We start from the raw sequence: 26,204 nt of genomic DNA, 5'->3' as shown, positions 1-26,204 counted from the left end.
ATTTTCCGCTTAAAGCGCGGCTGCAGCCACCCACAGGGCGTCGATCTGCGCGTCAGAAAGACCAAGCGCCGTACCAACGGTGGCGATCAATGGATGCGTCCGGTTGAACGTCGTCGCATATTCCCACTCGATCTGCGCCTTGTCCTGATCCGAACCGGCAGGCATCCCCGCGATCGCTGCGGTCACGGTCGATGGCGAGATGCCCGCATTCACCAGGCCAAGGCGAAATTGGCGAGCGGTTAGGCTGCGCATCCGCTGCCGCAATTCATCTTCCGTGGGCGGATCGGGAGGGATGTATGGCTCGATCTGGAAACCGGGATTGTCGCGCAGCCATTGGCGGATCAGGGGATTAACGCCGACGGTGTCATCAGGACGACTGCAGTAGTCGGTGTCATAGGACGCGCCGAGATAATCCGTAATGTTGCAGTGGATATTGTAGACGTCGGATTCTTGCGTCGCTCGAACGGCATGAACCATATTCACAGACATCGATGTCATTATGCCGTCCTCACGAAGCAATAGGCCCACGCACCCGACCCCGGCGAGTCATAACCGCCCCGAGCACGCCAAGTTCCAGCAAGCTGCGCCCCACCCCCGCCAAAGCCGTAGCCATAGCTGGAATTGAGATAAATCGCATGGGAGGAATTCCTCTCCTTGATGTCCGCATTGCCGGTTTCGACCAGGATGGTGTGGCCGATCGGGAAATTCAGTTCGTCTCGGGTGCCCCCGGTGTGGATGCCGGCCTTACCGTTCACGACGTTGCCGAGGTAGTCCCCCCACATCGGCATGTACATATTGCCGTCCGACTGAATAAAGAAGCTGCCGCCCCAATATAGACGATCGCCGACGGAGCCGTTAACGCCGAGCTTGTTGCCACCATAGCCGAACTGTATCCAACCGTTGGCCAAATTGGCCTGACCGCGAACGGAGAGTGTGTCTGCTTGGTTGACGTCACCAAGCCACACATCATCGCCGACCTTGATAGCTTGGCCGTCGCCATTCGCGGTTGCGATAAACCGAGGGGCATATACATTGCTCGGGAACGTCGCTTCATTCATCCCGCTCCAAGAAAGCAGCGTCGGTGCATTTGATACGAAACGATCGCTGGACCGTTGAATATATAAGCCGCCGTCGTTCACCCCGATCATGCGATAGCTGTGACCGATGTTGTTGGTGAGGAGTTGGATTTCGCCGGATGGTCCGTTGCCTCCAAGTCGAGCTATGTGGCCAGACCATGAATAAAGACCAGTTTCGTGCCAGCTCGCTAACTGCTGAAACACACCGGAAGTGTTCCACACGCCGATCTGCATCGCTGCGTTCGCTTGGCTCGAAACGATCGTGCCGCGAGTTACCGACGCTGCCGACTGGAATGCAAGTACTCTATCGCTGTTGGACAGAATGTACATTGCGCCGCCGGAACCGCCGGAAGCAACGAAATTGACCGCCGACACGTTACTTGAAAACGCCGCGCCGACGCCGATGATGCCACCAGTGAAATAATGTCCACCATGCGCAATGTACGTCAGTCCTGCTTGTCCGAGCGAGGCGTTACCGCCTGAGGCCATGATGCGTGCATCGTAGTCGGCTCCACTCCCGCCTGAATGGAAGTCAATGAATGGGGTGTTCGCCGTGTTCGGCGGCCCCAACTCAATCCCATGGTTTGCCCCCGTGGTCACAAACCCTTGAGCCGTCAAAGCCCCCGTGATGGTCTTTGCCGTCATCGTGGACGGCAACCGGTCGTCAGAGAGCTTGCCAGTCGTCAGGTCGCCCGCCGAACCGGACGAAGCCACGGCCGCGAGCCCAAGCCTCGTTTTCATCGCGGCAGCGGTGGCATCACCAATAAGATCGCGCGCGAGCGGGGTGAGCGCGGTCGTCGCATAGGCGTCGGTCGCCGTCGTGTAGAGGATCTGGTTCGCGACGGTTGTTTGGCCTGCGATGGACTGCAACGCAGCGTCGTAGGCCTGCACGTTCGAGCCGATCTCCACGCCGAGAGCGGTGCGCGCGCCGCTAGCCGAGGTCGCGCCGGTGCCGCCGGCCGTAACCGGCCGCGGCGCGTTGGCATCTGCCGTCAGGTCGTCGATCAGCGTGTTGTAGGGCACGCTTTGGATAGTTGTATTCGGCACGCCTTTGGTGCCGGCGGGGGGCGAATAAACGCCGCCAGTTCTGGGCATGGGGTCTCTCCAGGAAAGCGTTCCGCTGAGCGCTCAATATTTGGTTGGAAGGGGCGCTGGACAGCCGGGGGCTTCGGCTGTCGGGGCCGGACAAATTGGCGTGTCGACCGCCGCTAACGTTTCTTTCGCCCGGCAGAAAACAACCGGCCGTAATCGACGCGGCGCATGCCGTCCGGTCCGCGAGAGACGACATCCGGTCGGGTCTTTTCAACTTCCTGCGCCATGACGCCGACGTGCTTCGGGCCGCGCGCCGGTTCGTCCTTGTAGCGGTATTCGTAGAGCGAGTGCCCGTCGAGTTTGCCCACCTTCTTGACGTCCTTCTTTAGGCGTCTATCCGAGTCGGATTTGCGGCTCCAGAGAGGCATGCCCAGCACGCTACCAAGCATGTTGCTACCAGCGCTCAGCCGCGACTGATAGGCTTCGAGCTGCCCCCGATAATTGTTCTGCACCATTCCCATGTAATCAGGCGCCTCAATCCTCTGTCCCTGCGTCGGCACAAAATTCGGGCTGTTTACCTGCGCACCCGAAAGCAGGCTCGAGATCTCGTTGATCGGCTGGTTGCGCTGCGCATACATCTCGTTGAGATATTGCGCCCGCGCTGCATTTTGAGCGGCGAGCTGGGCCTGCTGGGCGTTGAAGGTCTGGTCCTTCAACGTATTGTTGGCTGCCGTCGTCGACTGGCTGTTCTGGTGCATCTGCTGCAGGGCGTCGTTGCTGAAGCCCGCAGCGGCGAGTGCCTGGTTGAAGTTCTGCTGCTGCGCGGCATTGGCGAGCTGCATGTTGTTGGCGTTCTGGGTGTACTGCTGGTTTTGCGCCTGGTTGGCGAACTGGCCGTTCTGCAGCATCTGGCCATAAGCCTGCTGCTGTGCCGCGTTCTCGAAGGAGGCCGCCTGCTGCGCGAGCCCGACGAGACGGGACTGCTCCTGCCCTGCGTTGAGGATTGCGCCGAAGCGCGCGTCGTTCGCCTGGCGGTTCGCCTGGTCGATCGCCCGGTTATAGGCCTCGGAGCCCGGCTGCAGGCCCTGATTGGCAAGCTGCGTCTCCAGGGCTGCGCGGTCCCGGTCGAGCTGCGGATTCATGCGTGCCATCAGCGCGTCCTCGTAGCGCTTGGTGTCGAAGTTGGTCTCGTAGTTTCGCTTGACCTCCCCCGCATTGCCGAGCGACGTCTGGATTGCACCGGAATTTGCAACTGCCCCTTGCACGTTCCCGGTGTTCGGCAGCGTCGTTTGCAGCGTCGGGCCCGGGCCATACTGCTGGTACTGCGGCAGGTTGATCGCACTGGGGTTGCCGGCAGCCGGCGCGCCGGAAAGGTCGATCGGGCGCCCCAGAAGGTCGTTCAGCCGCGCCGACTGGTTGTTGGCGAGCGTCGCCATGTTCTTTTCGGCGGCGTCCGTCTGGTCCTTGATCGCCTGCTGCGCCGGCGAAAGTGTCTGCGTCGCCGTCCAGTTCGGCAAATCGTAGACCTTGCCGTTCATCGGGTCGGTCCACTTCGTCGACCCTGTCTGGCTATAGGTCAGGCTCCCGTCCGGCGTTACCTGGTTGATGTTGCCGAGTGTGCCATTCGCAATTGCGGTCCCGATGTTGGTCGCAGTCTGGGCCGACGCGGTTTCGCGCGGGTCCGGCGGCTTCGGAGCTTTGGGTTTTCCCATGGTGCCTACCTCTGGTTCGCGGGATGGGCCCGCCAGTCGTTGTCCGTGAGTGTGAAGATGATTTCCGCTTCCGCGCGCCCGCGAAGGCGGGGAATTCGATGCGGCGAAAAGCCGAAGCGTTCGGCGATCGCGGTCATGCCGGCATTGCGCTCAGAGACCCTGAGAACCACCATCTGGCAGCCGATCTCATCGAAAGGGTAGCCGAACATCGCCCGGACCACCGGGCGTGTCAGCCAGCGTTTGCTGGTCGAGGCCGCCGAAAGCTCGATGACGCCCGCCTCCGGCGCATAGTTGTGAAACACCACGCCGGCGACGAGCGCATCGTTTGCGAATACGCCCATGGTGGTGAAATCGGCAAAGCCACGCTCGCAGCCGGCGATGTGGCTGGCGATGAAATCGGCAATCGCCTGGTTCGCCTCGAGGTTAACGGCGCCACCCCAGGCGATCCTCATGCGCTCGCCTCCCCGGCTTGCACCTGCAATGTGGCAAGGTCCACTTCGAGGTCGAGCCTCACCTCACCGCCCGAAGTGACGGCGCAGCCAACCGCCAGCATGTCGCCCGCCGCCCGCACATTCTGGCGAAAGCTGTAACGAAGCTGCTGCGTCAGGGCATCCCACACCGCCCTGTCCCATAGGCCGACATCCCATTCCGATGCAGCCGCATCGCCGATCGTGACCTGGTCGGATGGCGGGATCGTCCTGTCGAAATCGGCGCGGGCAAAGAGCCGTACCTTCGGCTTGCTCTTCGCTCGGAAGAACATGTGGGCGAGCGTAGCCCGCGCCCGCTGCCCAAACTGCGTCGCCGGCGTAAACTGCGAGAGATAGGCGGCGGTAAAGGCAAGCCCGTCATCGGTCCCGGTGGTGTCACCCTGCCAGCAAAAGCCACCGGTCGAGCCGAAGAACAGCCCGCCCTGTAGGGTCTCGTAGCAGCTTGCCTCCCAGTTGCTGATCGTCGACCATCGACCGCTCAGCACGTTGAGCACAAAAGTCGTGTCGACAACGACGCTGTTGGCGGGAAAGGCGATGAAGACGAGGTTCTGCTCCGGCCACTGTTTCACCACCCAGCCCGCGCCGGTCGCATTCGCCGCCCGCCGCCAGTCATCTTCGATCGGGCGCGAAATCGAAACCTGGCTCAGCGCCTGGCGATCACGCTGAAACACCTGTGAGATCGGCGTCAGCCCGTCGCTGGTGGCGATCAGGATATCGCCGCCGGCGCGGATCCAGGCGTTTTTGCCAAGCGGCCGGCCAATCTGATAGACACCCTTCAGCGCAAAGCTGTTGGCGTCGCCGGGGTCCGATCCGGCATAGACAGCCACCTCCCCCTCGGTCGAGACGAAAACACAGAGATCGGAAAGCCCGTCGCCGCTTTCGAGTGACCAGGAAAAACCCGTCAGCAGCGAGCCGCCTTTTTTCATCACCCCGCCGAGCGGAAACAGCTTGGCTGCGCCGCCGACCAAATTGACCGGCAGATAGTAGGCGTCGAGCGTGGCGTTCTTCAGGACGAACTGCCGGTTCTTGAACAGCCATCCGTAGTTCAGCTGCGCCATCGTCGTTTCGTCGGTAAAGGTGATCTCCGGCGCCGTCGTCCAGGTGCTGCCGTTGTACACCCGCCGCGGATCGGCGCCGTTGAGGCAGACGAGAAACGAACCGCCTGCATTGGTGTGCTGGAAGGTGCACCAGTCGCCACCGGAAAGCCCCGCGACAGCGGCGGCCGTCGCGGCCGGCGGTGCGGCCGGCGATGTCATGTCGTAGATGGCAGTATCGGTCGCCATGAACAGCTTTTCGAACGAACCGTACTTGTATTTGAAGGCACTGCGGATCGTGCCGCCATCTGCCGCGCGTCCACGTTTCTGCGAGCCGCCGCGAATGCGGCAACCAACGAGCGTCGGGAGAAAATTGCGAAGGACAGTCGCCGAGCCGGGCTGTTGCGAGGCCATGTCGGCTGTCGTCACCAGACCGCTCCTCGGTGCCGGAAAGGTAATGGGTTGCGAGGTCTGAGCCCTGCCGACGCTGACGGCGCCACGATTGCTCTGCCCGATTCTTCCGGGCTTCAGTTCAACCTTCATGAGGCCCCCCGGTCGGCATTGATTTCCTGAAGAAGATCGGCTTCGAATTCGGCGAGGCTGTCGTCGAAGGGCAGCCCCTTCTGCCGTTTCCATCGCCAGAGAATACCCTTGGCGAGCAGACGTTCCGGAAACAGTGTCCGATCGTCATCCGCGGTCAGCGTGTCGCGTTCTTCATAGGGATCGCCAAGCACCCAGTTCCTGGAAACGTAGTCGATGACGGCGCCCACGCCTGCCGACGCCGGCGAGAACAGCAGATGGTTGCCACGCAGAAAGAAAAACGGCTGCGCCGACCCTTTTGCCGTGATGACGGCCCATTGCGAACCGTTGGTGATCGGCCGGAAGCTTTCGCCGGATGCGGCCCGGACGGCGCCGCCCGGCGTCAGCCGTTGGTAGTCCGCCGGCAACGTCATCGGCGAGATGATCGCCACCTGCTGCTTCAACAGGCGCCGCCAGTCGCCGCGACGGGAAATCTCCTCGCCGCTTTCCTGTGCCAGCGCCACCATGGTCTGTGCGTTCGGATCGATCGAGCCGTAAATGCTGTCGAAACGGTCGAGCGCGACGATGTCGCAGACCTCGTTGATTGCGGAAAGCAAAGTCATGGGGTCATGCCTCCAACGGTCATTTGGGCATCGCCCCAGCGGGCACGTTCGTCGGCAACGCCGAGACCACCAAGCGCCGCCATCTTCAGTTGCTGCGCGGCCCCGGCCTTGCCGGCGTCGCGTTCCCAGATGGCGATCTCCTCGACGAGCCCATAGAGATAGACATCCGGCGCCTTCTGCAGCAGCCAGTTGGTCGGGCTTGCGGCTGAAAGCGGCGGGATTCGGGCGTAGTGGGTCATCGTCAGGCCGTAATTGCCGGGCGGAAAAGCTCTGATCCGATTGCCGACAACCGCATAACCGACCGGCGCGCCGGCGCCGGCAGAGCCGTTCCCGGCAAGCTGCTGCAATGCGATGGCGCGGATCGGCCGGCCGCTTGCGGTTAGAACCTGCCGCGCCTCGAGATAGTCCGCAGGCAGCGGCGCATCGCCCGCGACGACAGCGAGCGCTGTCGTCGCTTCCATCTCGCTGACACGCAGCATCCGGTTGAGCTTCAATTCAGCAAGACCGACGAACCGGGGAAACAGATGGGCGATGTCGTTGCGCCCGCTGTATTCACCCGCATCGACCAGCAATGCAGCGTAATCGGCAATGCTGCTCATAGGCTGCCCTCCTTGGTGCGCCAGGCGCGGTTGTCGCCATCGTTGAGGAAGCGTTTGACGAAGCGGTCGTCACCTTCGGAATGGGCGCTCACCAGCCCGGAGGCATGGGCAATGTTCAGTGGAACCGACGCGACGCGATGCCAGTCACCGCGCCAGGCTTTTTCGGCGTTGTGGCGCACCTCCTGGTTCTCGCTCACCAGATTGTCGACGGGATAGTCGACGCGATAGACATCCTTCTCCCCGTCGAAATAGTGCCAGACCGAGCGGCCAGTCATCCTGTCATGATCGTAGAGCGTCCAGGCTCCATCGCGGATCACCATGGCTCACTCCCCCGGCAGCGGATCGGCGCGCTCGGCCTTGCCGGCGGCGATCAGTGCCTTGGCCTCATCAAGGCTCAAGGGCACGATCGCGCCGGCCGCCGTGCGCACGTCGTCGCGGAACCAGACGTCGTAAACGAGACGAACGGGTACGGGCTTCTTTGCTTCGGACATAAAAATCTCCATGAAAAAAGACGGCTCCGGAGAGCCGTCTTGGCAAAAATTGCTCTTTTGAAAGGGGATCGGACGCCCACCAAACCTCCGAATCCGGCGTCAGGTGTCATTGCGGCGGCGCCCTTGGCGGGATCTCGAGATCGGCGGGTGCGTGGGGCGGTGGCGGCCATAGGCTCACCTTGGCGGAAGGCCCGCCTGCATCGGTTCGGTCGCCCATCTTCTGCGGGGCATGATGCGATTGCGGAGGAACGTGCCTATGAGTGCCGCATCAGACGTCGCAAAGCGTGCGCCCGTCGCGGCCGACGTCTGCTCCAGACTCCCGCAACGTCGGTATGCCATTCGACGCCGGCGGAGCCCAGCCAACGTCGCGCTGCCGCCCGCATGCGGATTTTGCCTAGAGCGGCAACAGCAGGTATCTGACGAAAACCACCGCGAGCAGCGCCACGGCAAACCTTCCGATCGCCCGTGGCATCGCCGACAGTCTGGGTGACATCTTCAAGGCTCGTTCGAAAAGGGAGAGAAACAGGTAGGCAAATGCCGCAAATATCAACGCTTCTTTAAGATGGTACATATCCCAGTCCCAAGAGAGGATCTGCCCAACGCCATCGCCGGCAAGATCCGGATCGTTTTTCAACGCAGGCCGCTCAGGTCGCCGTTGAAACCGCCTCGCCCGACGGCTCTTCCGGTTTCCTTGATAACACCAGGCCCGTCGCCTCCTGCATAGTATCCGCCGACCGTGCCTGCCACCGATGCCGCACCGCTTCCAAGCAGAGCCCCGACAGCCGAGCCAAGCAGCGAGCCAAAGTCACGCCAGCCGATATCGTGTGATCCATCCCGATTGGATTTCTCGACGACCCTCGTGCGGAATGCTTCGGCGGCACTATCTCTGCTTCGCGGTTCCGAGGCAATATTGCCGCCGCGCTGGTCGTTCGCCATCAACGGGCGAAAACCCTCGGTTGGCAGCACGCCGTTTTGCGGGCCAAAGCGGCCAGGACCAGGGGCCGTCTGGGAAGGCATCAAGCGGCTGCGAGCAAGGTCGTTGAGGGGCGTGCCGACGGATGGGTGACGGAACACCCCGTCGGCGCCCCGCGGCGCTCCGTCCCGGGCGATCGGTTTGCTCCGCAACAAGGGGCTTTCGTCGAAATAGTCGATTGCTTCGCGCAGCGATTGAATTCTCTCGCCTGTCCGCCGAACGTCTTGTCTCGTTGTGTCACATCAAACCTCAATTGCATCATTGTTGTTGGTCGGTCGACGCCCGGCGCGGCTCGTGCCGAATAGGACGAGCAAACGCTGGCAGGTCCGCAGCGCCGCTCAAGGTCGTTGGACTTGCCACCGATGGATCGCCGCGGAAGCCCGGGCCGGGCTCGGCGGACAGTCGTCGACGATTGCCGCCGCGCTCAGTCATGGCGCTCGTATAGGCACGAGCATGCGCCTTTCTGGCATCGTTCAGGCCTCGCACACTTTCAGCGGCCGGGCCGATGGCGGCATCCTTTAAGCGCAGCAAAGAAGGACTTCGCCGGAAGCTCACCCGGTGTTGCTCAGCAATGGCACGCGCACGGGGCAGCGCGGCATCCCTCGAAGGAGCCGCGTCGTGCCTGCAGCACCTTCAAGAACTCCGGCTTGCAGGTGATCATGGCGCCGAGCAGCCTATCCGCTGCAAAAGCCGAAGGGGTAAAGATGCCTGCGGCAACAACGGCCACGGTCACCAAACTGATCTGAGCAAGTCTCCATTCTCCGCCTAAGAGAATGCAATGATCATCGCATGCCTCGACGATCGTTGATGGGATCTTCCTATCGCCCAAAATCCGAGAAGGTCTTTATCACCGACGCGACGAAGAGATCGAACTTATCGGAGTGTCTCGTAGTGATGTCTCGAGACAGGAACAGATCGTAGATCGAAGGCAAGTCCTCGACACCGGAGGCCCCGGCAACACGGCAACCAAGCCGTGTTCCAGGAAAATCAGCGGCGTCGGACGCCGATATCGTGAACGCGCCTGCACGTGGGTTTGCCGCAGGCGCGTCGTTGCGGGCCGTTTCCAGCGCGCGCTCGACCTCGTAGGGCTGTTCAGATGCATAAAACCCCCAGGCGTAGTCGCTCTTTCCCGGCAAGGCCTGTTGGGCGTAACCGGTGAGGTGAAGTCCATAAGCCTCGACGGGCTGGGCGAACGGAACAACGGAAATCCGCGGATCGCTCGAGTCGAGAAGGTTGTATGGGTGAGCCACGATATGCGCCCTCTTGAAAACAGGCTTCTCCTCGTCGAGGATCTTGAAGAATTGGGCGTCGCAAGCGAACAATGCAGCCAACACCTTCTCGGCACTCTCTGGCGGCATCGCACATTGCGGCGCTACATCACCGCTCCTTTCGCAAATCCCCCCGCGGCTCATGTCTTCAAACGAATACGGATCGAAGATCGCGAGGACCAGCCCAACCAGCACGACGAACAGCCCGAAGAGAGCGACAACGGTATAGAGCAATGCCTTTAGCCACTTATTCATACCGCATCCACACTTGCTGCGCGCAACGAGTTACCAGTCAGTAGAACATTTCATGAACGAACGCAAGGTTGACGTCCAGCGTTTCATACAGCTTATGCGGTGCGTTATTCACGCCATGATTTCTTCATCTGCTTGAGCGTGCCGCGGCCGGGAATAAGCCCACTCCAGAAACCCTCTTCAGGCAGAGGAGGTTTTGACTGCCACCCATCGGCATTTGCCTGCATCCGCTGCAGCTCCCGCTTTTCGTGCAGCGTCTCCAGGGGCGGCAGGTTGCGCGGGGGTGGGCCCGACCAGGACGGGCGCTCGGAAGCCTCCGAATAGGTTTTGAGGCGCGGGTCCGGCACGGTATCGCTGATCGAACGAATCAGGTCACTGTTGCGTCGGGCATAATCGACAAGCTCCAGGACTTCTGGCTAACCGAGATCGTGTGCCTCGGCGTAGCGTCCTATCTGGCGGCCGACATCGTTGTTCCACTCGTCTCGCAGATGATCCTTGGTGTTGTTCTCGCCATTCCACTGGTCGGAAAGCCAGGTTTCCCACTCCCTGCCCGTGCCAAGTCCGCTTGCCAAGGCCGTGGTATGATTGCGATCGATCATGGCGCTGGTGTAAGCGTGCGCATTCGCGTTTCTGATACCCCTGACGTTTCGCAGATTGTCCTTCGACAAATGCGGCAGTTCAGGAAAGCGTTTGTTGCTGTAGGCCTCCACGTCCCCCTCATGCCTGTCGTAATCGACGTACCAGGCGAACGCGTCCTAGATTTTTCAATTTTGGTCTCCTTGGTGGGTATTGATGGCGTGCTGAGCAGAATGCTCGTCGCCCTGCTCGCCCCGACGGCAGCCTCTGCAGCGATTTTTCGATCGATCGGGGGCGGACCAATTGCCGCCCCTTTCCAATGTGCAGGACTCCGGGATCAGTTCACCGCGCTCTGCCCGAAGAGGTCGGCCGCAACGCCGAGGCCCTTTTCGTTGCGCACCTTCAGCGTGCCTTCGCCGATGATCACGCCCTTGCGGGCGTCGCCGGTCTTGGCCACTGCCTTGTCCTCCTGAATGCTGCGCAGCCAAAGGAAGGAGAGCGCGTCGGTGTCGAGGAAGTAGGCGTTGCGCGCGAGCTTCGCACTGCCCGCCTGCACCCGGTTCGGGTGGATCATCACGGTGTCGAACGGACCTTCATACTAGTCGGCAGTCGCCACGATCGTGTTGCGCTCGCCGCCTTGCGAGACGGCATAGCGGAACGGCGCCACGTTGGCGTCGGACATGAAGGCGACGAAGACCGATTTCACTTGAAGCGAGAAACCGAGACGTGGCGGAAGTTGGCGCCGTTCTGGTAGCCCGTCTGCATCACCCAGCGACGAGATCCTGAATCTCGCGTCCTCGGACGAGAAACCAGTCAAAGATCCGCGCCCACCATCGGCCCTTGGTGTCCCATTCCTCGGAAAACGGGTTGACGACATCCGGCAGCGCCCAGATGTTGTCGAGGTTCTCGCGCGACACAGAGCAGTGCAAATCGGCACCGGTTTCCCCGGCCGGCAGCGGCTTGGAAACATAGAAGTTTTTCTGGGTTTGCACCGGGAACTTTAACGCCCTCAGCGACTCATCATCGCCTTCAAAGCCTTCAGGGAAATGGTCCCGAAGCGCGAGCACCGCGCCCGCAGGCGTTTCATCAACCTGAAACCCCCATTCAAAAGAGGTTGGCCGCGGGCCATAGTAAAAGCCTGTCTGCTGCCGGTAGCCGGTAAGGCGAAGGCCAAACGCCTCCACTGGCGGATCGAATTTGACGATCTCGATACGCTCCTCAGAAAGATAGCTGATCCTGACTTCCAGAGGGCGAAACGCCGCTCGCTCGCTGGCGAAAACCTCGAAGAAACCGAGGTCGCAGTCAAATAGGGCCTCGACCGCGCGCTCCGCCCCTGCAAGAGCGGGTGACGAAAAACCGACGATCCACAGCGCCGAGAGCGCCTTAACCACACCTTTGAACAAGCATCCTCCTTGGGCCCATACCGCCACATCTGGCCGCCGACCCCGCACATGGGTCATCCTCAGCGCACTAGCCTGACACGATCAATGCGATCAAGATCGGCGAGAGCACTCGCATAGCTGGTAGAACATTTCAGGAACACTTACAAGAAGGATATCCTGTCCGGCAGCCGTGTTGCCACATATGCTCCGGCCGGATCTGCGCCCCTCGCAAGACGTCACTCCCAGAAGCGGAGCGCGTCTCGCAACGAGAAACTGCGCCGGCTGCTCGCGCCATCGGGTTCCCAGCGGCCGCCCGTCTCAGAGGTCGCCTTCCCATCCCCCGGTTTGTCGGGGTCGTATTCGGGATAGGACACGTTCAACTGCGCCGACTGCCCGGTGTTACGATAGAAATCGGCGAAACTGTCCATCCCGCTCGTCAGATCGATGCAGCCGTTCGACCCTGGGCTATCCCCTCCATGGATTGTAAAGCCGTCTCGATGCGCAGTTGCCGGATCGGTAAGCGATTTGTTCTCCAGAAACGCTCTCGAATTGCCCCAGGTCTCCTCCAACCCTCGCCATTTCCCCCCGCCCATTCGGCTCGCCAAACGCTCCCAGAAGTCCTGCGGGGCATACTGAAGTTGATCCACATCGTAAACGCCTTCGGGGATGGGGCCTTCGTTGGTCCGCCGCTGGTACTTCGGCTCCTGCATTCCCGGCATGCCGGCTACACCATCCCACCCCCCGGCATAGCGGCCGTTTTCGGTCGCGTTCAGCCGCTTGCCATCAAAGTGAAGCTTGATTTTCTTGTTGCCGTTCCTGTGATCCAATGCATCGTTCCTTTCTTCCAACCTGTGAAATATCGCTAATGTCATTTGCTTGCGGCGGTCATCGCCATCGCCCGCAAGCGAGAGTGGCGACGCCACCCTCCCACGCAGCGAACGATCAGCTCGCCGCACTCAACCCGAACAAATCAGCCGCGACACCAGACCCTTTTCGTTGTGCGCCTTCAGCGTGCTCTCGCCGATGATCACGCCCTTGTCGGCGTCGCCGGTCTTGGCCACCGCCTTGTCCTCCTGGATGCCGCGCAGCCAGAGGAAGGAGAGCATGTCGGTGTCGAGGAAGTAGGCGTTGCGCGCGAGCTTGGCGCTGCCCGCCTGCACCCGGTTCGGGTGGATCATCACGGTGCCGAACGGGCCTTCATAGTAGTCGGCCGTGGCCACGATCGTGTTGCGCTCGCCGCCTTGCGAGACGGCATAGCGGAACGGTGCAACATTGGCGTCGGACATGAAGGTGACGAAGACCGATTTGACGTAGGGCGAAACCGAGAGATGGCGGGTTCGCGCCGTTCTGGTAACCGGTCTGCATCACCTGGTCGAGGATCGCCTTGGTGAAGGGCGCTCAAGTTCCGTCGCTCAGTGCCACCGTCAGCCCGGTCGTCGGGTTGTAGCCGCCATTGGCGCCGCCTGCCCCGCGCGAGACGCGCAACGGCATTGGCCGAAGAGCCTATTGCAGTTCTACGGCACCCTTCCCGTGTCTTATTTCAGAAAGAGGTCGCCGGATTTCAGCGGTTCCATGCCTGATGCGAGCGGCGTCGTGCACCCCAAGAACCCCTCGTCAAACTCGAGATCCGGAGATGGTGTGTAGCCGGTTTCGTCGGTCTGAAGGTCGAACAACCACCCCTTGCCGGACACACGAACGCTTCCTGTGCGTCTCTCGGTGGTGCGCTCGATCCTGCTCATGCCGTCCGGTGATTGAAAACCCCATCTCAGTTTCATCTCGCCTTCAACATTCACGCGCCTCTGAATGTATCCCGTCAGCGTGAAGCCCGAGGCATAGACCGGCTTTTCGAACGCCACACGCATTGGCGCATGCGCTGCGTCTCCCTCCTTGCGGTATGGGCCGGCGGCCTGCTTGAACGCCACCTTGCCGAAAGCATTTTTTTCCTCGCCCAGCGCCTCGAAGAAATCCGCCCGGCATTGCAGCAGGGCATTGATCAGCCGGTTGCCGCGGCCTACCGGTGGTGGCCCAAGTTGGGCCCAGCCGAAGGTCTCGGCTGCTTCCGGCAGGCGAAAGTCCTTCGTCTCGGCTTCGTCGGGTTCGCAGGTCACCGTCGCCTGCTCATCGGGATCGAAGTAGGAACGCAACGTCAGGTGCTGCGAAACCGGCGTGGCACCGACATCCTTGTCGACCAAACTCCAGTAATACGTAAATCTCGCACCGTACTGAGCCGCGATAGCACGAGCGGCTCCATCGGGCGTCTGAGCGACCTGAAGGGCCCAGGCAAAGCGCGTCGGTTCACCAGACTGAACCGTCTTTCGTTGAAAGAACCGGACGATGCGGAGGCCAGCAATCTCGATCGGGTGTTCGAATGTCACGGTTTCGTTGTAGGTCTTCTCCGCTTCGGGAATGTGAGGCGCGTTGTCCGGGCTCTCCCAAGGCTCGATACGGACCTGCGGGAAGATGCGTCTTTCAGCCTTCAACACCTCGAAGAAAGAGGGCTTGCAGGCGACGAACGCGTCAAGAACATGGTTGGTCTTGACGGCTGGCCGCCTCGCCGACGGAAACAGGTCCTCAGCGTCCGGAAGGCGCCTCCTGCCAGTCTCCTCATCGGTCGTCAGTTCCGCCATTCGATCCTTGGACGCGTCACACATGACGAGGGATCGTGAAGGGTCGTTTGCCTGGCGAACGACGATTTTTCTGTAACTGTCTTCCGGCGCGACCGATGCGTCGCCCTGTGGAACCGATTGGGCATCGAGCTTCAACTCGAGCGCACCGCCATCCTTTGCCACGAACCGGGCACCGGGAAGCATTCCCTCGATCGCCTTGGCGATGTCAGATACGCGCCGCTCGACCTCAAAACCCCACGTGATGTGCGGAACGGCAATGCCGACGGCCTCAAACTGGACATAGCCGGTGAGCGACAGGCCACCGACGTCGACAGGCGCCGCGAACGCGATCGTTTGCCCTGTGACACCATCCGACATGCTCCAGTCATGGGGCCCGATCACTGCTGCGCCAAAATCCGCCCTGTCACTGCCGAGAAGCGAAAAGATGTCCGCCTTGCAGGCGAGGAACGCGCCAAACACCTGTCTTGCACTGCCGGATGACGCTTGCGAGGACGCCGCCGGGATCGCCGAACTCAAGACAAACAAGGCCGCCAGGGCCGACACGCACCACCTGAACACGATCCCTCCAAGGCCAACGCCGGACGTCTCTAATGAATGGAAAATTGAGAGTGCATGCTGTGGTCGATCCTCAGCGCACCGACGAATTCGACCGGTACGCCGACCCCTTCGTTCACTCGCAAAACTTGTAGAACATTAAGAGAACAAGCACAAGAGATCGTCGAGAAGAAATCGCATCTCTCGCCCGGCGCAATCAACCACAGCTATCGCCGTTCGTGCCGTGACGAACTCGGCGATGGCAACGGAACCGGCTGAACTACGACACGGCCATCCTTCGGCCACCGCCTCGCATTTGATGCCGCCTAGCGCCGCCAGGGTGGATCTGAGACAGGATTGCCCATCGGATTGGCAGGGGGAACGGGTGTCTCGACAGAGTAATCCGGAAGCTGCAGCGCTCGCCGCGCTAACGCTTGACGTTCACAAAGCTTCATCTTGGCGGAGTTGGGACGCTCGTACTTGTCGGCGACGACGTATGTAGCGTCGTCGATATCCTCGGCAGTCGACAACGGCTCCCGTACACCGCGCTCACCATTGAGGGGTTCGTGCTGAAGCCATAATTTGCCTCAGCGGGATCATACTCGGGGTAGGATACGTTCAGTTCGGCCGCCTGCCCGGTGTTTCGGTAAAAATCTGCGTATCCGCCATTGGTGCCGCAGGCCGCGAGAGATGGCGCGGGGGGCGACCAAGGGATGCCGGCAGCTTTTACCGCCCCGCGTCTGCGTTCCGAAAGAGGTTGGGCGGCTCCGGTATTTCGCCAGGAGCAAGGGGTGTCGTGCAGCCGATGAAGCCGTCAGCAAAACCCAGTGCTTCAGAGGGCGTATAGGCGGTCGCTGAGGCCTCCAGGTCTAGCGCCCACCCATGGCTCTCGACATACGTGCTGCCGGTGCGGTTCTCCGCGACATATATAAGGTCGTCCCTGTTTCCCGGCGTTTGTAGTCCCCATATCAGTTTCGGATCGCCGGCCACATCGACACGTTGCTGGATGTACCCGTTCAAAAGGAAGCTTGAAACATAGACAGGCTTCTCGAAAGCTACTCGCAGTGTCGCATGTGCAGCGTCTTCCGGCTGTCGATAGGGCCCCATGCTCATCTTGAATGTCACCTTGCCGAAGACGTCCTTCTCTTCTTCAAGTGACGCATAGAAATCCTGTCGGCATTGCAGGAGCGCGTTCATCAGCCTGTTGCCGCCGATCATCGGCGGCGGCCCGAGCTGGGCCAATCCGAAAGTCTCCTCCGCCCACGGCAAGCGCAAGTCTCTCGTTTCGACTTCGTCGGGTTCGCAGGTTACGGTTGTCTGCTCGTCAGGGTCAAAATAGGAATCGAACTTCAGGTCTTTCGAAACTGGGCCGGTGGCGGCATCCTTTGAGCTCAGAGAAGAAAAATCTCCCCAAAATCTCACTCGATATCGCTCGGCAAGAGCGCGCGCGACTTCATCAGGCGTTGCCTTCACCTGAAATGCCCAGGCAAAGCGCGTCGGCTTACCCTCTTCAATCGACTTTCGCTGAAAGAAGCGCACGACGGAAAAATCACCGACCGTCATGGGATGCTCGAACGTGACCACTTCGTTGTAGGCATTCTCGGCCCCTGGGACATGAGGCCTGTTGGCCGGGCTTTCAAAGGCTTCGACCCGGAACCGCGGAAAGGACTTTCTTTCGTCCCACAGGACATTGAAGAACGAGGGCCTGCAGGCAACGAAAGCGTCAAGAATCTTGTCGGCTTCGCCCCCCGGCCCTTTCGCCGATGGAAACAGGTCCTCCGGTGAAGGCAACCGCTTCCTTCCCGTCTCCTCGTCGGTTGTGAGACCCGACATCAGATCCTTGGAAACGTCGCAAATCACGAGCGCTCGTGAGGAGCTGTCCGCCGGGCGAACGACGATTTTTCTATAGCTGTCCTGCGAGGCGACGGATGCGTTGCCCTTTTGCGCCTCAAGGTCGGCATTGAGCTTCAGTTCAAGTGCGTCAGCATCTTTGGCAACGAACTTGGCGCCGGGCAGCAGCGACTCAAGCGTTTTGACGACCTCAGACACGCTCCGCTCCACCTCGAAGCCCCAGGCAAAGTGCGGAACGGCAATGCCGACCGCCTCGAACTGGACGTATCTGCCAAGCGGCATCCCATCGGCATCGGCAGGCGCAGCAAACTCGAGGATGTGCCCGGTTATCCCATCCGAGGCGAAGTGGTCGTAAGGCTTGATCGCTATTGCGCGAAAATCCGCCTTATCGCTGGTCAGCAGGGAAAAGATGTCGGATTTGCAAGCCAGGAACGCTCCAAACACCCTTCCCGCGTCGATGCGCGCGGCCGCAGCAGGCGTCGCAAACGCAAGCAGACACACGAACACGCAAAACCGCTTAAGAACGCTAGACTCCACCTGCTGAACTCACCTTTTAACTTGAATGTTGTCTCTGAGGACGAATGCGTCGAATCTTGCCAAACAAAAATGGAGCATCGCCGACCACGCCCTTGACGCAGGCGCAACCAGTGCGGTCACGCACCCACTGCGAACCCGTTATGTTTGTAGAACATTACGGGAACGAAGGCAACGGAAATTTGGCCGCGCTGTCAGTCGGAGGTGTGTCATGACGGCTCATGTGACACCGCGCCGGGCCTAGGCATTTTCGGAGTCTCCGCTGCGCGCCTGTCGGTCCCGCAACGGAGTACGCGCCTAGCGGTTTGCCTTACTCCAGGGCTGAGACCACGGCGGCGCGTCAACTGGACGTGGCGTCGGCACGGGCGGCTCATAGTTCGGCAGGTTCATGGCACGGCGCGCCAGCTTTTGACGCTCTGCGAGCTTCGGTTTGCCTGACCTCAAGTATACTCGCTCGACGATGCGCGCGGCGTCATCGGCAGTGTCTGCCTGGCTCAGTTCGTTCAGAACTTTCTTTTCTGGCGTATTCAAAAGCTCGTGCTCCAGAAAGCCGTAGTTCGCTTCGTACGATTCCGTGTTGTAGCCGTTCTGCTTGGCCCAATCCTTGAAGGCCTCCCGTCGCGCTTTGTCCCATTGCAGAAAGCCGAAAGCATTGCCTTCGTCGCGACCGGTATCGCGGCCCTGTTGCCATAGGTTGCCGCGCAGCGCCCCGAACCCACCGCTTTCATGGTCAGCATTGCCGACAATACCTGCAGCCTCGTGCTCATCCCTCAGCATGCGCCGCTGCAGATCACGCTTCATCCGCAACGCGATGTTGTCCGAGAGCTTGTCATGCGCCGTGGTCGGTTTGAGGCGCTCGGATGGCAGCAGCTGAGGTTGCTTGCTGAACCTCGTCGTATCCGTCAGCGTACCACGATAGTGCATCGGCGCCTTGCGAAGGTCACCGCCCATGAGTTCGCCCGCCGGCGGGTGCCGGAAGCGCGCGCTCTCGCCGCGCGGCGCCTCCACTTCGGCAATGGGCTTTCTGCTGGCCAACACCGGGTTCTCATCAAAGTACTTGATCGCCTCCCGAACCGATTGAATTCGGGCGGGCAGTCCCATCGAGTTCAGAAACTTGTCTTCCAGGTCCATTTCACACCTAACGTATTTGGGATTTGTCCTGCGTGCTTCGCCGGACCCCGTGCCCATGTGATCAGTCACGAGGCGCCGGCGAACGAGAGCGGCTCGTTAAAGCCGCTCAGGCCGCACTGCGGTCAGGCTGCAGACCGGCTCAGCTCGCCGCACTCAGCCCAAACAAATCGGCCGCAACGCCGAGGCCCTTTTCGTTGTGCACCTTCAGCGTGCCCTCGCCGATGATCACGCCCTTGTCGGCGTCGCCGGTCTTGGCCACCGCCTTGTCCTCCTGGATGCCGCGCAGCCAGAGGAAGGAGAGCATGTCGGTGTCGAGGAAGTAGGCGTTGCGCGCGAGCTTCGCGCTGCCCGCCTGCACCCGGTTCGGGTGGATCATCACAGTGCCGAACGGGCCCTCATAGTAGTCGGCGGTCGCCACGATCGTGTTGCGCTCGCCGCCTTGCGAGACGGCATAGCGGAACGGCGCCACGTTGGCGTCGGACATGAAGGTGACGAAGACCGATTTCACGTAGGGAGAGACCGAGACATGGCGGAAATTGGCGCCGTTCTGGTAGCCCGTCTGCATCACCTGGTCGAGGATCGCCTTGGTGAAGGGGCGCTGGGTGCCGTCGGTCGGGGCCACCGTCAGCCCGGTCGTCGGATTGTAGCCGCCATTGGCGCCGCCGGCCCCGCGCGAAACGTTGGTCGTCAGCCACGTCGGCAGCGAGCCGAATTCGCGCGTGGCACCTGAGACCGAGGCATTGGTGTCGGCGATCGCATATTCGAGGTCCTTGCGGATTTCCACGCCCTTCTTCAGCTTCTGGTACTTGCGCTTCTGCACGTTGCCGGCTTCGGCCACCACTTCCTGGGTGGCGGAGATGATCCAGTCCTTGCGCAGGATCTGGGTATAGTTGCCGAGCCTGGTCGGTGCGATGATGGCACCGAAGGTGTATTCGTCGCCTTCCTGGCGGATGTTTTCGCCGGGAGCGGCCAGTTCGTCCGTCTCCCATTCCGGGTGGTGCGTGTTGCACTTGCCCTTTTCGATCAGCGAATAGATCGGCGTATCCTCGGGCGTGATGCGGGAAACGACGTCCGAGAGCTCCTCGCGGTTGCCCACGGCCTGCGAGGTCGTGAAGGTGTTTGCTACGACAGCCATGCTAGTGTCCTTGATTGATTGAGATAGGTCGGCACCGCCCGCGCCGGAAAGGACGCGCGCACTGCCAGATCGATTTTGACAGGAGATTTCTGGTAGAAGGCGATCGCCAGAAATCAGCAAAAACAAAGAGATGGAACGGTTTCCGGACTCTGTTTGTGACGGATTTCCAGCAGGACCTCACGGGGATCAGTCGAAGTCGACGCCCATCGCGTCGCGGATCGAGCCGCTTTTTGTGAGCCGCTTCATCGCTTCCCGGCTCCGCCCCGGTGCCTGCCCGGCCTTGCCCGCCGGCCTTGGCCGCGCCACTGGCGCTGCCGCCCTCTGCAGCTTGCTCATCGCCCGTTTCTTGGCCTGTTCGGCCGCAAGGCCGAGCCGGGCATAGTGGGCGAGCTTGAACAGGCGATGGTCGGTGACCTCGCGCACCTCAGCTTGCGAAAAGCCGAGCGCTTCGGCCACGTCGAAGGCGCCGGCGAAGAAGGAAAGCCGCCCCTCGCCATCGGCGATCTCGGGAAAGGCTTCGATCAGCTTGGCGTTTTCCGCCTCGAGCTGTTCGTCGCTCGCCGCATCCGCCAGCGCCTCCACCACCGTCGCCGGCGCCTCGGCAATCGAGAGGATCTCGTCGATCCTGTCGAGCCCCGCCTGGTGCAGCGCCCATTGCCGGCGATAGCCGTCCGGGTCGAGGGCGGCCATATGTTCCGGCGGCTCGGGCGGGATCTGGCTGGCAATGAGATTGGCAAAGGCATTGGCCGATTGCGCCACCCGGCTTGCCATGCCTTCGAGCGCCCGCCCGCGATTGGCGATGTCCTGCGTCTTGTGGCGATAGTCGCGGTCCCGCATGTAACCGAGCTTCAGCTCGGAAAACGGCACCTCCTCGCCGCCCTTGAGCACGACCAGAAAATCCGCGTCGTCGTTGGCCGCCGCGTCCTCGTCAGGCTCGCTCGGCTCGTCGTCGGAATATTGCGGGTCGTCGTGACCTTCGCCGCGAATGTCGTCCGCTCCGTACTCGTTCAGCTCTCCCTGCTCCAGGTTGGCCTCGTCGTCTTCGGGCTCCCAGAAATCGAGGTCGGCATCGTCAAGCCCGGTTGCGGGATCAACGGTTTTGCTCCCGCCAAAAGGCAGGTTGGCACTATCGTTCGTCATGGCGTGACCTTCTTGAGTAAAAAGGACATTCGCACGCGGTTGCTTCCGCCTGGGAATGCCGAGTAAAAGCGCTTGCCCGTCAGGCGGGTGCGCCCTTGCCGTCGGCCTTGGCTTGTTCCGTCAGGAACTTGAGCTTGGCCCGGAAGTTTCGGATGGCGCGGGCCTCGGCGGCATAGGCCGCCCGGCCGGCATCGTCGGTAAGGCCGGCATGGATGCAGCCATTGATCGCCGCCCATTCCAGCTCGTTCATGATGTCGTCGAAATAGGGCACGTCGAGAATGGCGCGCGCAGCCGCTGCCCGCTCCTCTGGTTTCATGCTTTTGACCTCGGTTGCTGAGCAGGTCGTTCCGACCAAGATTTTGCGTCGAACGCTGCCTTGATTCTGCTTTTGTTCCGCGCTACCGCTGTGCGAACCGGAGCAATCTGCCACCCTAGGTCACATTCGCAATGACCAAACGAACATGCCTTCCCAGCCGTTTCAGCATCAAACGCCTCGGTCCGGATGCCGGTCCCGGCGCAAGGCTTGAGCGGAGCGGATGGCAGGCACCAGTCACAGACACGCGCGTCTATCGAATGAGGAACCCATGAGAAGATTATCGAGCCTGGGATTGTCAGCCCTGCTTCTGGCTGCCGTGACCTCCCCCACCTCGGCGAGCGGCCAATCGGGCGAGCCGCACTACCTCGTCAAGGCCTTTCTGCTCAAGGACGACAAGACCTTCGATCACGCGACGAACTGGTGCGGCGATGAAAGCGTCTGCACCCTCACGGTCGGCGATTATGAGATCGGCTTACGCTTCTTCATGGGCTACGGCAGCTACCGCCTGCGTGTTGCGTCGTCCTGGGATGGCGACAATCCCTGCTGCTTCTTCGCGGACGGATCTTACGAGACCTCCGTCGCAAGCATCCGCCCTCACGCCGAAGTGCTCTACTACAAGACAGACGCCGGCCGCCTGAAACTCGGCACACTCTACATCGCACTCGAAAGCCTCAAGTAGCCAGAACGACCGCTCACTCCCTCCATGTGTCGAGCGCTTTCCTCAGTGAAATGGGCTGCCGCTTCGGGTTGTTCCAGGGGGCGTCGTCCTCGTTTCGAAGCTGCGGCTCGTTCCTGTAGGGATCCTCGTAGAAGCCCTGGTGTTCCTGCTCGGCCAGCAGCTCCTGCATCGATTGGATCGACGAAACGATATCCTTCAGAGTCGCCATCCCGTCGTCATTCGAGACCTCGGACTGCAGGGTGTTAAGTTCGGTCTTTACGCCCTCAAGATTTCCCTGCATGCCACTGAGGCCCTTCCGTGGCCTGGCGCTGTAGGTACCGTCACCACGCTCAGACAGCTTACCCAGAGATTTCCGCAGCCCTTCTGCCGTGTATGCCGACGGGCCCTCAAGAGCGCTGCGCAAAAGGTCGTCGGCATAGGCCCTCGCATCCTCGGGGCTTAGATATCCCGCGCCGCGGCTTGGCAGATTGCGCTTGTCAACAGCTCCGGAGCCGGGTTTCGCACAGCGCGGAAAAATGAAATCTTCCATGGCATTGTCCTTTCGAAATGTTCGTTACAGCCCAGGAATTGCGTGCGCTCCCGCGTGCGACGCGGCCAGTCTGCATTGGCTAACTCCTCGCGGAGCGTGCCGAATGTGAATGGGATTGATTCTGCTTTTGTTCCGAGTTACGAACGTGCGAGCATACGAGTTAAATGCCACTTTACCGGGCAGCGTAACGCGGCTTCAAAGATCTCTCCGGAAGGGTCTGGCGATGGAAAAGCAAAGCAAGAAGCGATGGTTCGAAATGCTCGCGCTCGATGGCGCCTTCTGGCTGACGGTGGACAACATCGGTTGGCTGGTTGCCGAGTTTTTCCTTTATGGAACCACCCGCCTCATTGTTCGCCTTTTCAGTTTCGGCCGGCTTGTGGTCGAAGATTTCTACGACAATCAGTCCGGATTTAGTTGGTTCGGCCTGAAGCGTGCGACGGATGGACGTCTGTTGATGAGTGCAGACGCCGCAAAGATCGTGGCCGTCTGCTTCTGGGCCCTGTGCCTCGCCGCCATTGGCTTTACCGTTAGGGGATTTGGAGCATAAAGAAAGTCGGAGTTGCCCTGGACGCCATCGCTGGGATCGTCCTCGACATTCTCGATATCATCGTCGTCGGCTTTCTCCTGCATCGTGTGGCACGGTTGATCGTTCCACTGTTCAGTTTCGGGCGGGTGCAGGTCGAGAATATCTATGCCTCCGGCACCGGCTTCAACTGGTTGGGCCTGAAGCGCCAGGAAAACGGCAGCTATCTGCTCAGCTCGGGTATGGGCACACTCCTTGCTGCTCTCTTCTGGGGCCTCTGCCTGATCGCCTACTTCGCCGTCACCCGCGGCCTTTAGCGAAGAGCGTGTCCCTCACATGCCGTAAAACGGAGGCCGATTGCGGCGTTCGCGATCAATTCGCCCCGGGGCATTATTGCGCTCATACTCCTGCCGGCTAATTCCATACACCTGCTTGACGTCATCTTCCTTTGACAGAAGCTGTTGATGCGACGGCAGTACCTTTGGATCATCAGTCGCTTCGCGGAGCGTCATGCGCCCGGGATAGTCCTGCAGCGAGTTCATGTTGCGAGCCGAACTTGAATTTCCCAAACCCTTGGGCGCGGGCGCCTTGGCCCTGCCCGTTCGACCAACGGGAAGTTTGGAGACCCCCTTGAAGGCTTTCGCCATGGGAACCATTCCGATGACACCTTCAACTGCGCCCTGGTAGTCGCCGTGTATGGCATCATCGAGGGCTTCTTCTGCCCCTAGCCACTGGCCAGCTGCCGGGACCAAGTCGATGGGAGCCCACTTGCTTTCTCCCAGGCCGGATGAACCGACCAGATCCTCGACAAACTGTCCCCACGGAGATGTCGCCTTTGCGTCGCCCCGCAATGTTTGGGCGATCCGCTGGCGGGTCGTCAGATTGAGACTGCGCAGCGCGCTCGGCGGTCGGGACGCTCCGAGATTGCTGCGGTCCTCCCAATCTATGACCTCACGAGGCGGCCTGGCCAATTCGCGCACGTCAAATGGCTGTGCGGCACGGCGGGCCGACGATACGTATTCGTCGTGCTCCGGGAACCATTGGTTTCTACGGTCCATCGTAAAATTTCCTACTGTTTGCTTGAGATCAGCCGTTGCAAAGATGTTCGCAACGACACGTTTTCTACGCTCTTGGTCCGCATCAAAGTGGACATGGCGCAAGCCACGGCTGCAGGTTTGCGCCTGGCCGTTTCGGCTCCCCAGTCTCAGTTGCGCGTGCATCTGATTGCGTCCAGGCATCTTGACGCTGGATCGGACAAACATTCCGCGGCGCCGCCATTGCGATCCGTACCCTTCGAATGGCTATGTGCAAAATGCGTTAGGAGCCTCTCAGGACCATTCGCTCGCCGCAGCTCAGTCTCGGTTTACCAACTTGGCCATGTCCCTATTTTTGGAACCAACCATAAACTTCCCGAGGCGTCGATCTGGGTCCAGGTTGCCGCCGGTCTTGCCGTGATAGTACCCCTTGGCCTTGGGCTGCGGCCCTTACCTTTGGCTAAAGAACCTGGAGACGCCGGTGACGGCTCCGTTCGCCTGAAGACCGGCATTCGGGTTCATATTCACCGTTCACGCTTTGCTTCGCACGCACGAAAGCCCTGAGAAAATCAGAGCTCGGCCAATCGTTAGCGGTTTCGCCACATACCTTCGCGAAAGCATGTCTAAGTCACGACGCAGGTCGGCAAGCGGCCTCTAACATCTATCCCTTCGGGCCCGCTGCGGATCGCTCGGATGCGAGCCTGCTCGCACCGCCCTATTTACCCGCCCGCCTATCATCTCCCGAATAGCCCCAGTATCCGGGATAGTCCCGCTCCGCTGGCGTCATGACGCCACGCGCCACAGATTCGGGAACCGGTCCGTCTAACTGAGACCCTAGCGCCTCGCCGGCCTTGGTGCCCAGGTACAGTCCCGCAGCTCTGCTAATTTCGCCGAAAGGAAGCTTGCCGCCGAGGTAAGCACCTAGCAGGCCGCCAGCAATGCCACCCATCGCTTCTCCTGGACCGCCTGCGGCAATCTCTATCGCCATTGGGTCGCCACGCCCATCGATGCGTTCCCTGCCAAAGTTCGGCAAGCGACGGCCCTCGACCTCACCGAAATCGCGCAGCGCCTGCAGCGTTTGCGTCTTCGTATCCTGTGCATAGGTGCCATAGGGTCTTCGATTTGAACTGATCATTCGATATCTCCAAGTGCCGCCATTTGCGGCTTGCCTCCGGCCTTTTGGCCAGATTGGGTTGTTGTTTCGGTCGTTTCCTGCGCGGTTGCCGGAGCTTTAGTGCTCCAACGCGCTTGCGCCGACAAACCCAGGGCGCAGTCTCGCTTCGCCACATCTGAAATGTCCAGAATTCTCCGGAACTAACCGTGAACAGATAGACAGTTCACCCGCAGCGTGCAATTGTCACACGTACGCGTGTCGCCGAGGTCATCCGATGTCCGAAAAGTCCAAGACGTTCGAAGTCTTCCGCGCCGCAGTCGGCATTGCGCTTGCCCTGTTGGTTTCAAAAGGGATCGACCAAGCTCTTCCGGACTCGTCGTTCTGGGTAAAGGTCGCTGCCGGCCTTGCTGTGATCGTGCCCCTCGGCCCTGCGCTTGATGCGTGCCTAACGTTTGCGTACAGAACCTGGAGACGTCGATAACAGGTCCGGCCGCTGGAAGAGCGGACTCCGTGCGACATTCGCCAATCGCGCCTCGTTTCGTAGAGGAATAGGCAAGGAAACCAGAGTAGGGGCCAAACGTTGGTGGCGCCGTCACGGCTTCGCGAGCATATCTTCGGCGCTCCGTTGCTGTACCGACAGATAAGCGACTTCCGCCACCCTAACCCGATCCCCTGCGCACCGGTACAAAAGCCTGATCGCCGCGCTCTATTTGCCCGTCCACTTCGTGCACTGGTTCTCCCGCTTTATGCAGGCGATCTCCGCCGTCGAGCATTGGGCGACGCCATTGACGACCGCGCAGTGCGAGCACTGATCGGTGAATTCAAGGCAATCCGGATTGGCCTTGATGAAAGCCTCAAGGCTTGCATTCTCGGTCTGCTGCGGTTCAGGAACGGCATCCACAGCCGGCTTATCCGCCGCGTGAGCGGTCGCCAGCCCCGCCATGGCAATTACCAGGCAAAGCGCGACGCGAAAGCTGAAATGCCTCATCTCCTGCTCCCCCAGAAGGCAAATCCGGACGCTGCACGAAACGC

The 26,204-nt window shown here is 60.9% G+C and carries 28 protein-coding genes and 2 pseudogenes; 4 read left to right on the top strand and 26 right to left on the bottom strand.

Features of this window, described 5'->3' with window-relative positions; genetic code table 11:
* Positions 1–9 precede the first annotated feature (9 nt).
* The 17 genes and pseudogenes from OKW20_RS11995 to OKW20_RS11915 form a co-directional block, all read right to left on the bottom strand.
* Positions 10–498, bottom strand: coding sequence for a hypothetical protein (locus OKW20_RS11995; RefSeq protein ID WP_043622001.1), 489 nt, complete (start codon positions 496–498; stop codon positions 10–12).
* Positions 498–2,171, bottom strand: a complete 1,674-nt coding sequence (locus OKW20_RS11990) for a hypothetical protein (protein ID WP_052201992.1) — start codon at positions 2,169–2,171, stop codon at positions 498–500. Before OKW20_RS11990 ends, OKW20_RS11995 begins: the two co-directional genes overlap by 1 nt.
* A gap of 113 nt (positions 2,172–2,284) precedes the next feature.
* Positions 2,285–3,820: a tail fiber domain-containing protein gene (locus OKW20_RS11985; protein ID WP_429172453.1), complete on the bottom strand. Its 1,536-nt coding sequence runs from the start codon at positions 3,818–3,820 to the stop codon at positions 2,285–2,287.
* A gap of 5 nt (positions 3,821–3,825) precedes the next feature.
* The gene (locus tag OKW20_RS11980) at positions 3,826–4,272 is read right to left on the bottom strand and encodes a GNAT family N-acetyltransferase (protein WP_429172451.1); all 447 of its coding nucleotides are present in this window, start codon (positions 4,270–4,272) and stop codon (positions 3,826–3,828) included.
* The gene (locus OKW20_RS11975; RefSeq protein WP_043622009.1) at positions 4,269–5,885 is read right to left on the bottom strand and encodes a hypothetical protein; all 1,617 of its coding nucleotides are present in this window, start codon (positions 5,883–5,885) and stop codon (positions 4,269–4,271) included. The genes OKW20_RS11980 and OKW20_RS11975 overlap by 4 nt, the downstream gene beginning before the upstream one ends.
* On the bottom strand, positions 5,882–6,484 hold the full coding sequence (locus OKW20_RS11970; protein ID WP_429172449.1) for a hypothetical protein: 603 nt from the start codon (positions 6,482–6,484) through the stop codon (positions 5,882–5,884). The genes OKW20_RS11975 and OKW20_RS11970 overlap by 4 nt, the downstream gene beginning before the upstream one ends.
* Entirely contained in the window at positions 6,481–7,083 is a 603-nt protein-coding gene (locus tag OKW20_RS11965) for a phage adaptor protein (protein ID WP_429172447.1), read from the bottom strand. The genes OKW20_RS11970 and OKW20_RS11965 overlap by 4 nt, the downstream gene beginning before the upstream one ends.
* Complete coding sequence (locus OKW20_RS11960; protein ID WP_429172445.1) at positions 7,080–7,403, bottom strand: hypothetical protein; 324 nt, start codon at positions 7,401–7,403, stop codon at positions 7,080–7,082. The genes OKW20_RS11965 and OKW20_RS11960 overlap by 4 nt, the downstream gene beginning before the upstream one ends.
* Positions 7,404–7,406: 3 nt before the next feature.
* Entirely contained in the window at positions 7,407–7,574 is a 168-nt protein-coding gene (locus OKW20_RS11955; protein WP_429172443.1) for a hypothetical protein, read from the bottom strand.
* Between the two features lie 394 nt (positions 7,575–7,968).
* Positions 7,969–8,208: a hypothetical protein gene (locus OKW20_RS11950; RefSeq protein ID WP_113540543.1), complete on the bottom strand. Its 240-nt coding sequence runs from the start codon at positions 8,206–8,208 to the stop codon at positions 7,969–7,971.
* Positions 8,209–9,365: 1,157 nt separating this feature from the next.
* Positions 9,366–10,070, bottom strand: coding sequence for a hypothetical protein (locus OKW20_RS11945; RefSeq protein WP_429172441.1), 705 nt, complete (start codon positions 10,068–10,070; stop codon positions 9,366–9,368).
* A gap of 413 nt (positions 10,071–10,483) precedes the next feature.
* Positions 10,484–10,777, bottom strand: coding sequence for a hypothetical protein (locus OKW20_RS11940; protein ID WP_429172439.1), 294 nt, complete (start codon positions 10,775–10,777; stop codon positions 10,484–10,486).
* Positions 10,778–10,980: 203 nt separating this feature from the next.
* A pseudogene (locus OKW20_RS11935) lies at positions 10,981–11,411 on the bottom strand (SU10 major capsid protein); the annotation flags it as partial.
* A complete protein-coding gene (locus OKW20_RS11930) occupies positions 11,408–12,046 on the bottom strand; it encodes a hypothetical protein (protein ID WP_429172438.1) in 639 nt (212 codons plus the stop codon). The pseudogene OKW20_RS11935 and the gene OKW20_RS11930, both read right to left, overlap by 4 nt.
* Before the next feature lie 215 nt (positions 12,047–12,261).
* A complete protein-coding gene (locus OKW20_RS11925; protein WP_429172436.1) occupies positions 12,262–12,852 on the bottom strand; it encodes a tlde1 domain-containing protein in 591 nt (196 codons plus the stop codon).
* Between the two features lie 115 nt (positions 12,853–12,967).
* Positions 12,968–13,504, bottom strand: a pseudogene (locus tag OKW20_RS11920) (SU10 major capsid protein); the annotation flags it as partial.
* A 56-nt stretch (positions 13,505–13,560) separates the two neighbouring features.
* Entirely contained in the window at positions 13,561–15,210 is a 1,650-nt protein-coding gene (locus tag OKW20_RS11915; RefSeq protein WP_429172434.1) for a hypothetical protein, read from the bottom strand.
* Between the two features lie 54 nt (positions 15,211–15,264).
* On the opposite strand from OKW20_RS11915, the gene OKW20_RS11910 reads away from it, so the two are divergent.
* The gene (locus OKW20_RS11910; RefSeq protein ID WP_156134247.1) at positions 15,265–15,465 is read left to right on the top strand and encodes a hypothetical protein; all 201 of its coding nucleotides are present in this window, start codon (positions 15,265–15,267) and stop codon (positions 15,463–15,465) included.
* A 447-nt stretch (positions 15,466–15,912) separates the two neighbouring features.
* On the opposite strand, the gene OKW20_RS11905 is transcribed toward OKW20_RS11910, so the two are convergent.
* From OKW20_RS11905 to OKW20_RS11885, 5 genes are all read right to left on the bottom strand, one after another.
* Positions 15,913–17,544 carry a hypothetical protein gene (locus tag OKW20_RS11905; protein ID WP_156134248.1) on the bottom strand — a complete coding sequence of 544 codons (1,632 nt, stop codon included), beginning with the start codon at positions 17,542–17,544 and terminating at the stop codon, positions 15,913–15,915.
* Between the two features lie 324 nt (positions 17,545–17,868).
* On the bottom strand, positions 17,869–18,702 hold the full coding sequence (locus OKW20_RS11900; RefSeq protein ID WP_429172432.1) for a phage tail tip lysozyme: 834 nt from the start codon (positions 18,700–18,702) through the stop codon (positions 17,869–17,871).
* Between the two features lie 139 nt (positions 18,703–18,841).
* Positions 18,842–19,837 carry a DUF5309 domain-containing protein gene (locus tag OKW20_RS11895; RefSeq protein ID WP_113540540.1) on the bottom strand — a complete coding sequence of 332 codons (996 nt, stop codon included), beginning with the start codon at positions 19,835–19,837 and terminating at the stop codon, positions 18,842–18,844.
* Positions 19,838–20,023: 186 nt separating this feature from the next.
* Positions 20,024–20,977 (bottom strand): hypothetical protein, encoded by a 954-nt coding sequence (locus OKW20_RS11890; RefSeq protein WP_043619301.1) that lies wholly within the window; start codon positions 20,975–20,977, stop codon positions 20,024–20,026.
* 79 nt (positions 20,978–21,056) lie between these two features.
* Entirely contained in the window at positions 21,057–21,293 is a 237-nt protein-coding gene (locus OKW20_RS11885; RefSeq protein ID WP_427348263.1) for a hypothetical protein, read from the bottom strand.
* Positions 21,294–21,561: 268 nt separating this feature from the next.
* On the opposite strand from OKW20_RS11885, the gene OKW20_RS11880 reads away from it, so the two are divergent.
* The gene (locus tag OKW20_RS11880; protein WP_043619296.1) at positions 21,562–21,972 is read left to right on the top strand and encodes a hypothetical protein; all 411 of its coding nucleotides are present in this window, start codon (positions 21,562–21,564) and stop codon (positions 21,970–21,972) included.
* Between the two features lie 13 nt (positions 21,973–21,985).
* On the opposite strand, the gene OKW20_RS11875 is transcribed toward OKW20_RS11880, so the two are convergent.
* Positions 21,986–22,501 (bottom strand): hypothetical protein, encoded by a 516-nt coding sequence (locus OKW20_RS11875; protein WP_429172429.1) that lies wholly within the window; start codon positions 22,499–22,501, stop codon positions 21,986–21,988.
* A 223-nt stretch (positions 22,502–22,724) separates the two neighbouring features.
* On the opposite strand from OKW20_RS11875, the gene OKW20_RS11870 reads away from it, so the two are divergent.
* Both OKW20_RS11870 and OKW20_RS11865 read left to right on the top strand, forming a co-directional pair.
* Positions 22,725–23,048, top strand: coding sequence for a hypothetical protein (locus tag OKW20_RS11870; RefSeq protein WP_429172427.1), 324 nt, complete (start codon positions 22,725–22,727; stop codon positions 23,046–23,048).
* Positions 23,049–23,143: 95 nt separating this feature from the next.
* Positions 23,144–23,341, top strand: a complete 198-nt coding sequence (locus OKW20_RS11865) for a hypothetical protein (protein ID WP_429172425.1) — start codon at positions 23,144–23,146, stop codon at positions 23,339–23,341.
* A 15-nt stretch (positions 23,342–23,356) separates the two neighbouring features.
* Here OKW20_RS11865 and OKW20_RS11860 read toward each other — a convergent pair whose 3' ends face one another.
* The 3 genes from OKW20_RS11860 to OKW20_RS11850 all read right to left on the bottom strand — a co-directional run bounded on the left by OKW20_RS11860 (position 23,357) and on the right by OKW20_RS11850 (position 26,160).
* Positions 23,357–24,244, bottom strand: coding sequence for a hypothetical protein (locus OKW20_RS11860; protein ID WP_429172423.1), 888 nt, complete (start codon positions 24,242–24,244; stop codon positions 23,357–23,359).
* Between the two features lie 529 nt (positions 24,245–24,773).
* Positions 24,774–25,193 (bottom strand): hypothetical protein, encoded by a 420-nt coding sequence (locus OKW20_RS11855; RefSeq protein ID WP_429172421.1) that lies wholly within the window; start codon positions 25,191–25,193, stop codon positions 24,774–24,776.
* 685 nt (positions 25,194–25,878) lie between these two features.
* A complete protein-coding gene (locus OKW20_RS11850; protein ID WP_429172419.1) occupies positions 25,879–26,160 on the bottom strand; it encodes a hypothetical protein in 282 nt (93 codons plus the stop codon).
* Positions 26,161–26,204 lie beyond the last annotated feature (44 nt).

Origin of the sequence: Ensifer sp. LBL (assembly GCF_050435225.1) — a bacterium.
GTDB lineage: Bacteria > Pseudomonadota > Alphaproteobacteria > Rhizobiales > Rhizobiaceae > Ensifer.
This window is presented reverse-complemented; position numbering and strand designations above follow the sequence as displayed.

Excerpts from the sequence above, each read along its gene's own strand:
- OKW20_RS11855 (WP_429172421.1), bottom strand. The coding sequence starts at position 25,193 with ATGATCAGTTCAAATCGAAGACCCTATGGCACCTATGCACAGGATACG.
- OKW20_RS11995 (WP_043622001.1), bottom strand. The coding sequence starts at position 498 with ATGACATCGATGTCTGTGAATATGGTTCATGCCGTTCGAGCGACGCAA.
- OKW20_RS11895 (WP_113540540.1), bottom strand. The coding sequence starts at position 19,837 with ATGGCTGTCGTAGCAAACACCTTCACGACCTCGCAGGCCGTGGGCAAC.
- OKW20_RS11890 (WP_043619301.1), bottom strand. The coding sequence starts at position 20,977 with ATGACGAACGATAGTGCCAACCTGCCTTTTGGCGGGAGCAAAACCGTT.
- OKW20_RS11910 (WP_156134247.1), top strand. The coding sequence starts at position 15,265 with ATGCTGTGGTCGATCCTCAGCGCACCGACGAATTCGACCGGTACGCCG.
- OKW20_RS11990 (WP_052201992.1), bottom strand. The coding sequence starts at position 2,171 with ATGCCCAGAACTGGCGGCGTTTATTCGCCCCCCGCCGGCACCAAAGGC.
- OKW20_RS11985 (WP_429172453.1), bottom strand. The coding sequence starts at position 3,820 with ATGGGAAAACCCAAAGCTCCGAAGCCGCCGGACCCGCGCGAAACCGCG.
- OKW20_RS11880 (WP_043619296.1), top strand. The coding sequence starts at position 21,562 with ATGAGAAGATTATCGAGCCTGGGATTGTCAGCCCTGCTTCTGGCTGCC.
- OKW20_RS11885 (WP_427348263.1), bottom strand. The coding sequence starts at position 21,293 with ATGAAACCAGAGGAGCGGGCAGCGGCTGCGCGCGCCATTCTCGACGTG.
- OKW20_RS11945 (WP_429172441.1), bottom strand. The coding sequence starts at position 10,070 with ATGAATAAGTGGCTAAAGGCATTGCTCTATACCGTTGTCGCTCTCTTC.
- OKW20_RS11975 (WP_043622009.1), bottom strand. The coding sequence starts at position 5,885 with ATGAAGGTTGAACTGAAGCCCGGAAGAATCGGGCAGAGCAATCGTGGC.
- OKW20_RS11850 (WP_429172419.1), bottom strand. The coding sequence starts at position 26,160 with ATGAGGCATTTCAGCTTTCGCGTCGCGCTTTGCCTGGTAATTGCCATG.
- OKW20_RS11900 (WP_429172432.1), bottom strand. The coding sequence starts at position 18,702 with ATGGACCTGGAAGACAAGTTTCTGAACTCGATGGGACTGCCCGCCCGA.
- OKW20_RS11875 (WP_429172429.1), bottom strand. The coding sequence starts at position 22,501 with ATGGAAGATTTCATTTTTCCGCGCTGTGCGAAACCCGGCTCCGGAGCT.
- OKW20_RS11970 (WP_429172449.1), bottom strand. The coding sequence starts at position 6,484 with ATGACTTTGCTTTCCGCAATCAACGAGGTCTGCGACATCGTCGCGCTC.
- OKW20_RS11980 (WP_429172451.1), bottom strand. The coding sequence starts at position 4,272 with ATGAGGATCGCCTGGGGTGGCGCCGTTAACCTCGAGGCGAACCAGGCG.
- OKW20_RS11965 (WP_429172447.1), bottom strand. The coding sequence starts at position 7,083 with ATGAGCAGCATTGCCGATTACGCTGCATTGCTGGTCGATGCGGGTGAA.
- OKW20_RS11960 (WP_429172445.1), bottom strand. The coding sequence starts at position 7,403 with ATGGTGATCCGCGATGGAGCCTGGACGCTCTACGATCATGACAGGATG.
- OKW20_RS11860 (WP_429172423.1), bottom strand. The coding sequence starts at position 24,244 with ATGCACGCGCAACTGAGACTGGGGAGCCGAAACGGCCAGGCGCAAACC.
- OKW20_RS11870 (WP_429172427.1), top strand. The coding sequence starts at position 22,725 with ATGGAAAAGCAAAGCAAGAAGCGATGGTTCGAAATGCTCGCGCTCGAT.
- OKW20_RS11955 (WP_429172443.1), bottom strand. The coding sequence starts at position 7,574 with ATGTCCGAAGCAAAGAAGCCCGTACCCGTTCGTCTCGTTTACGACGTC.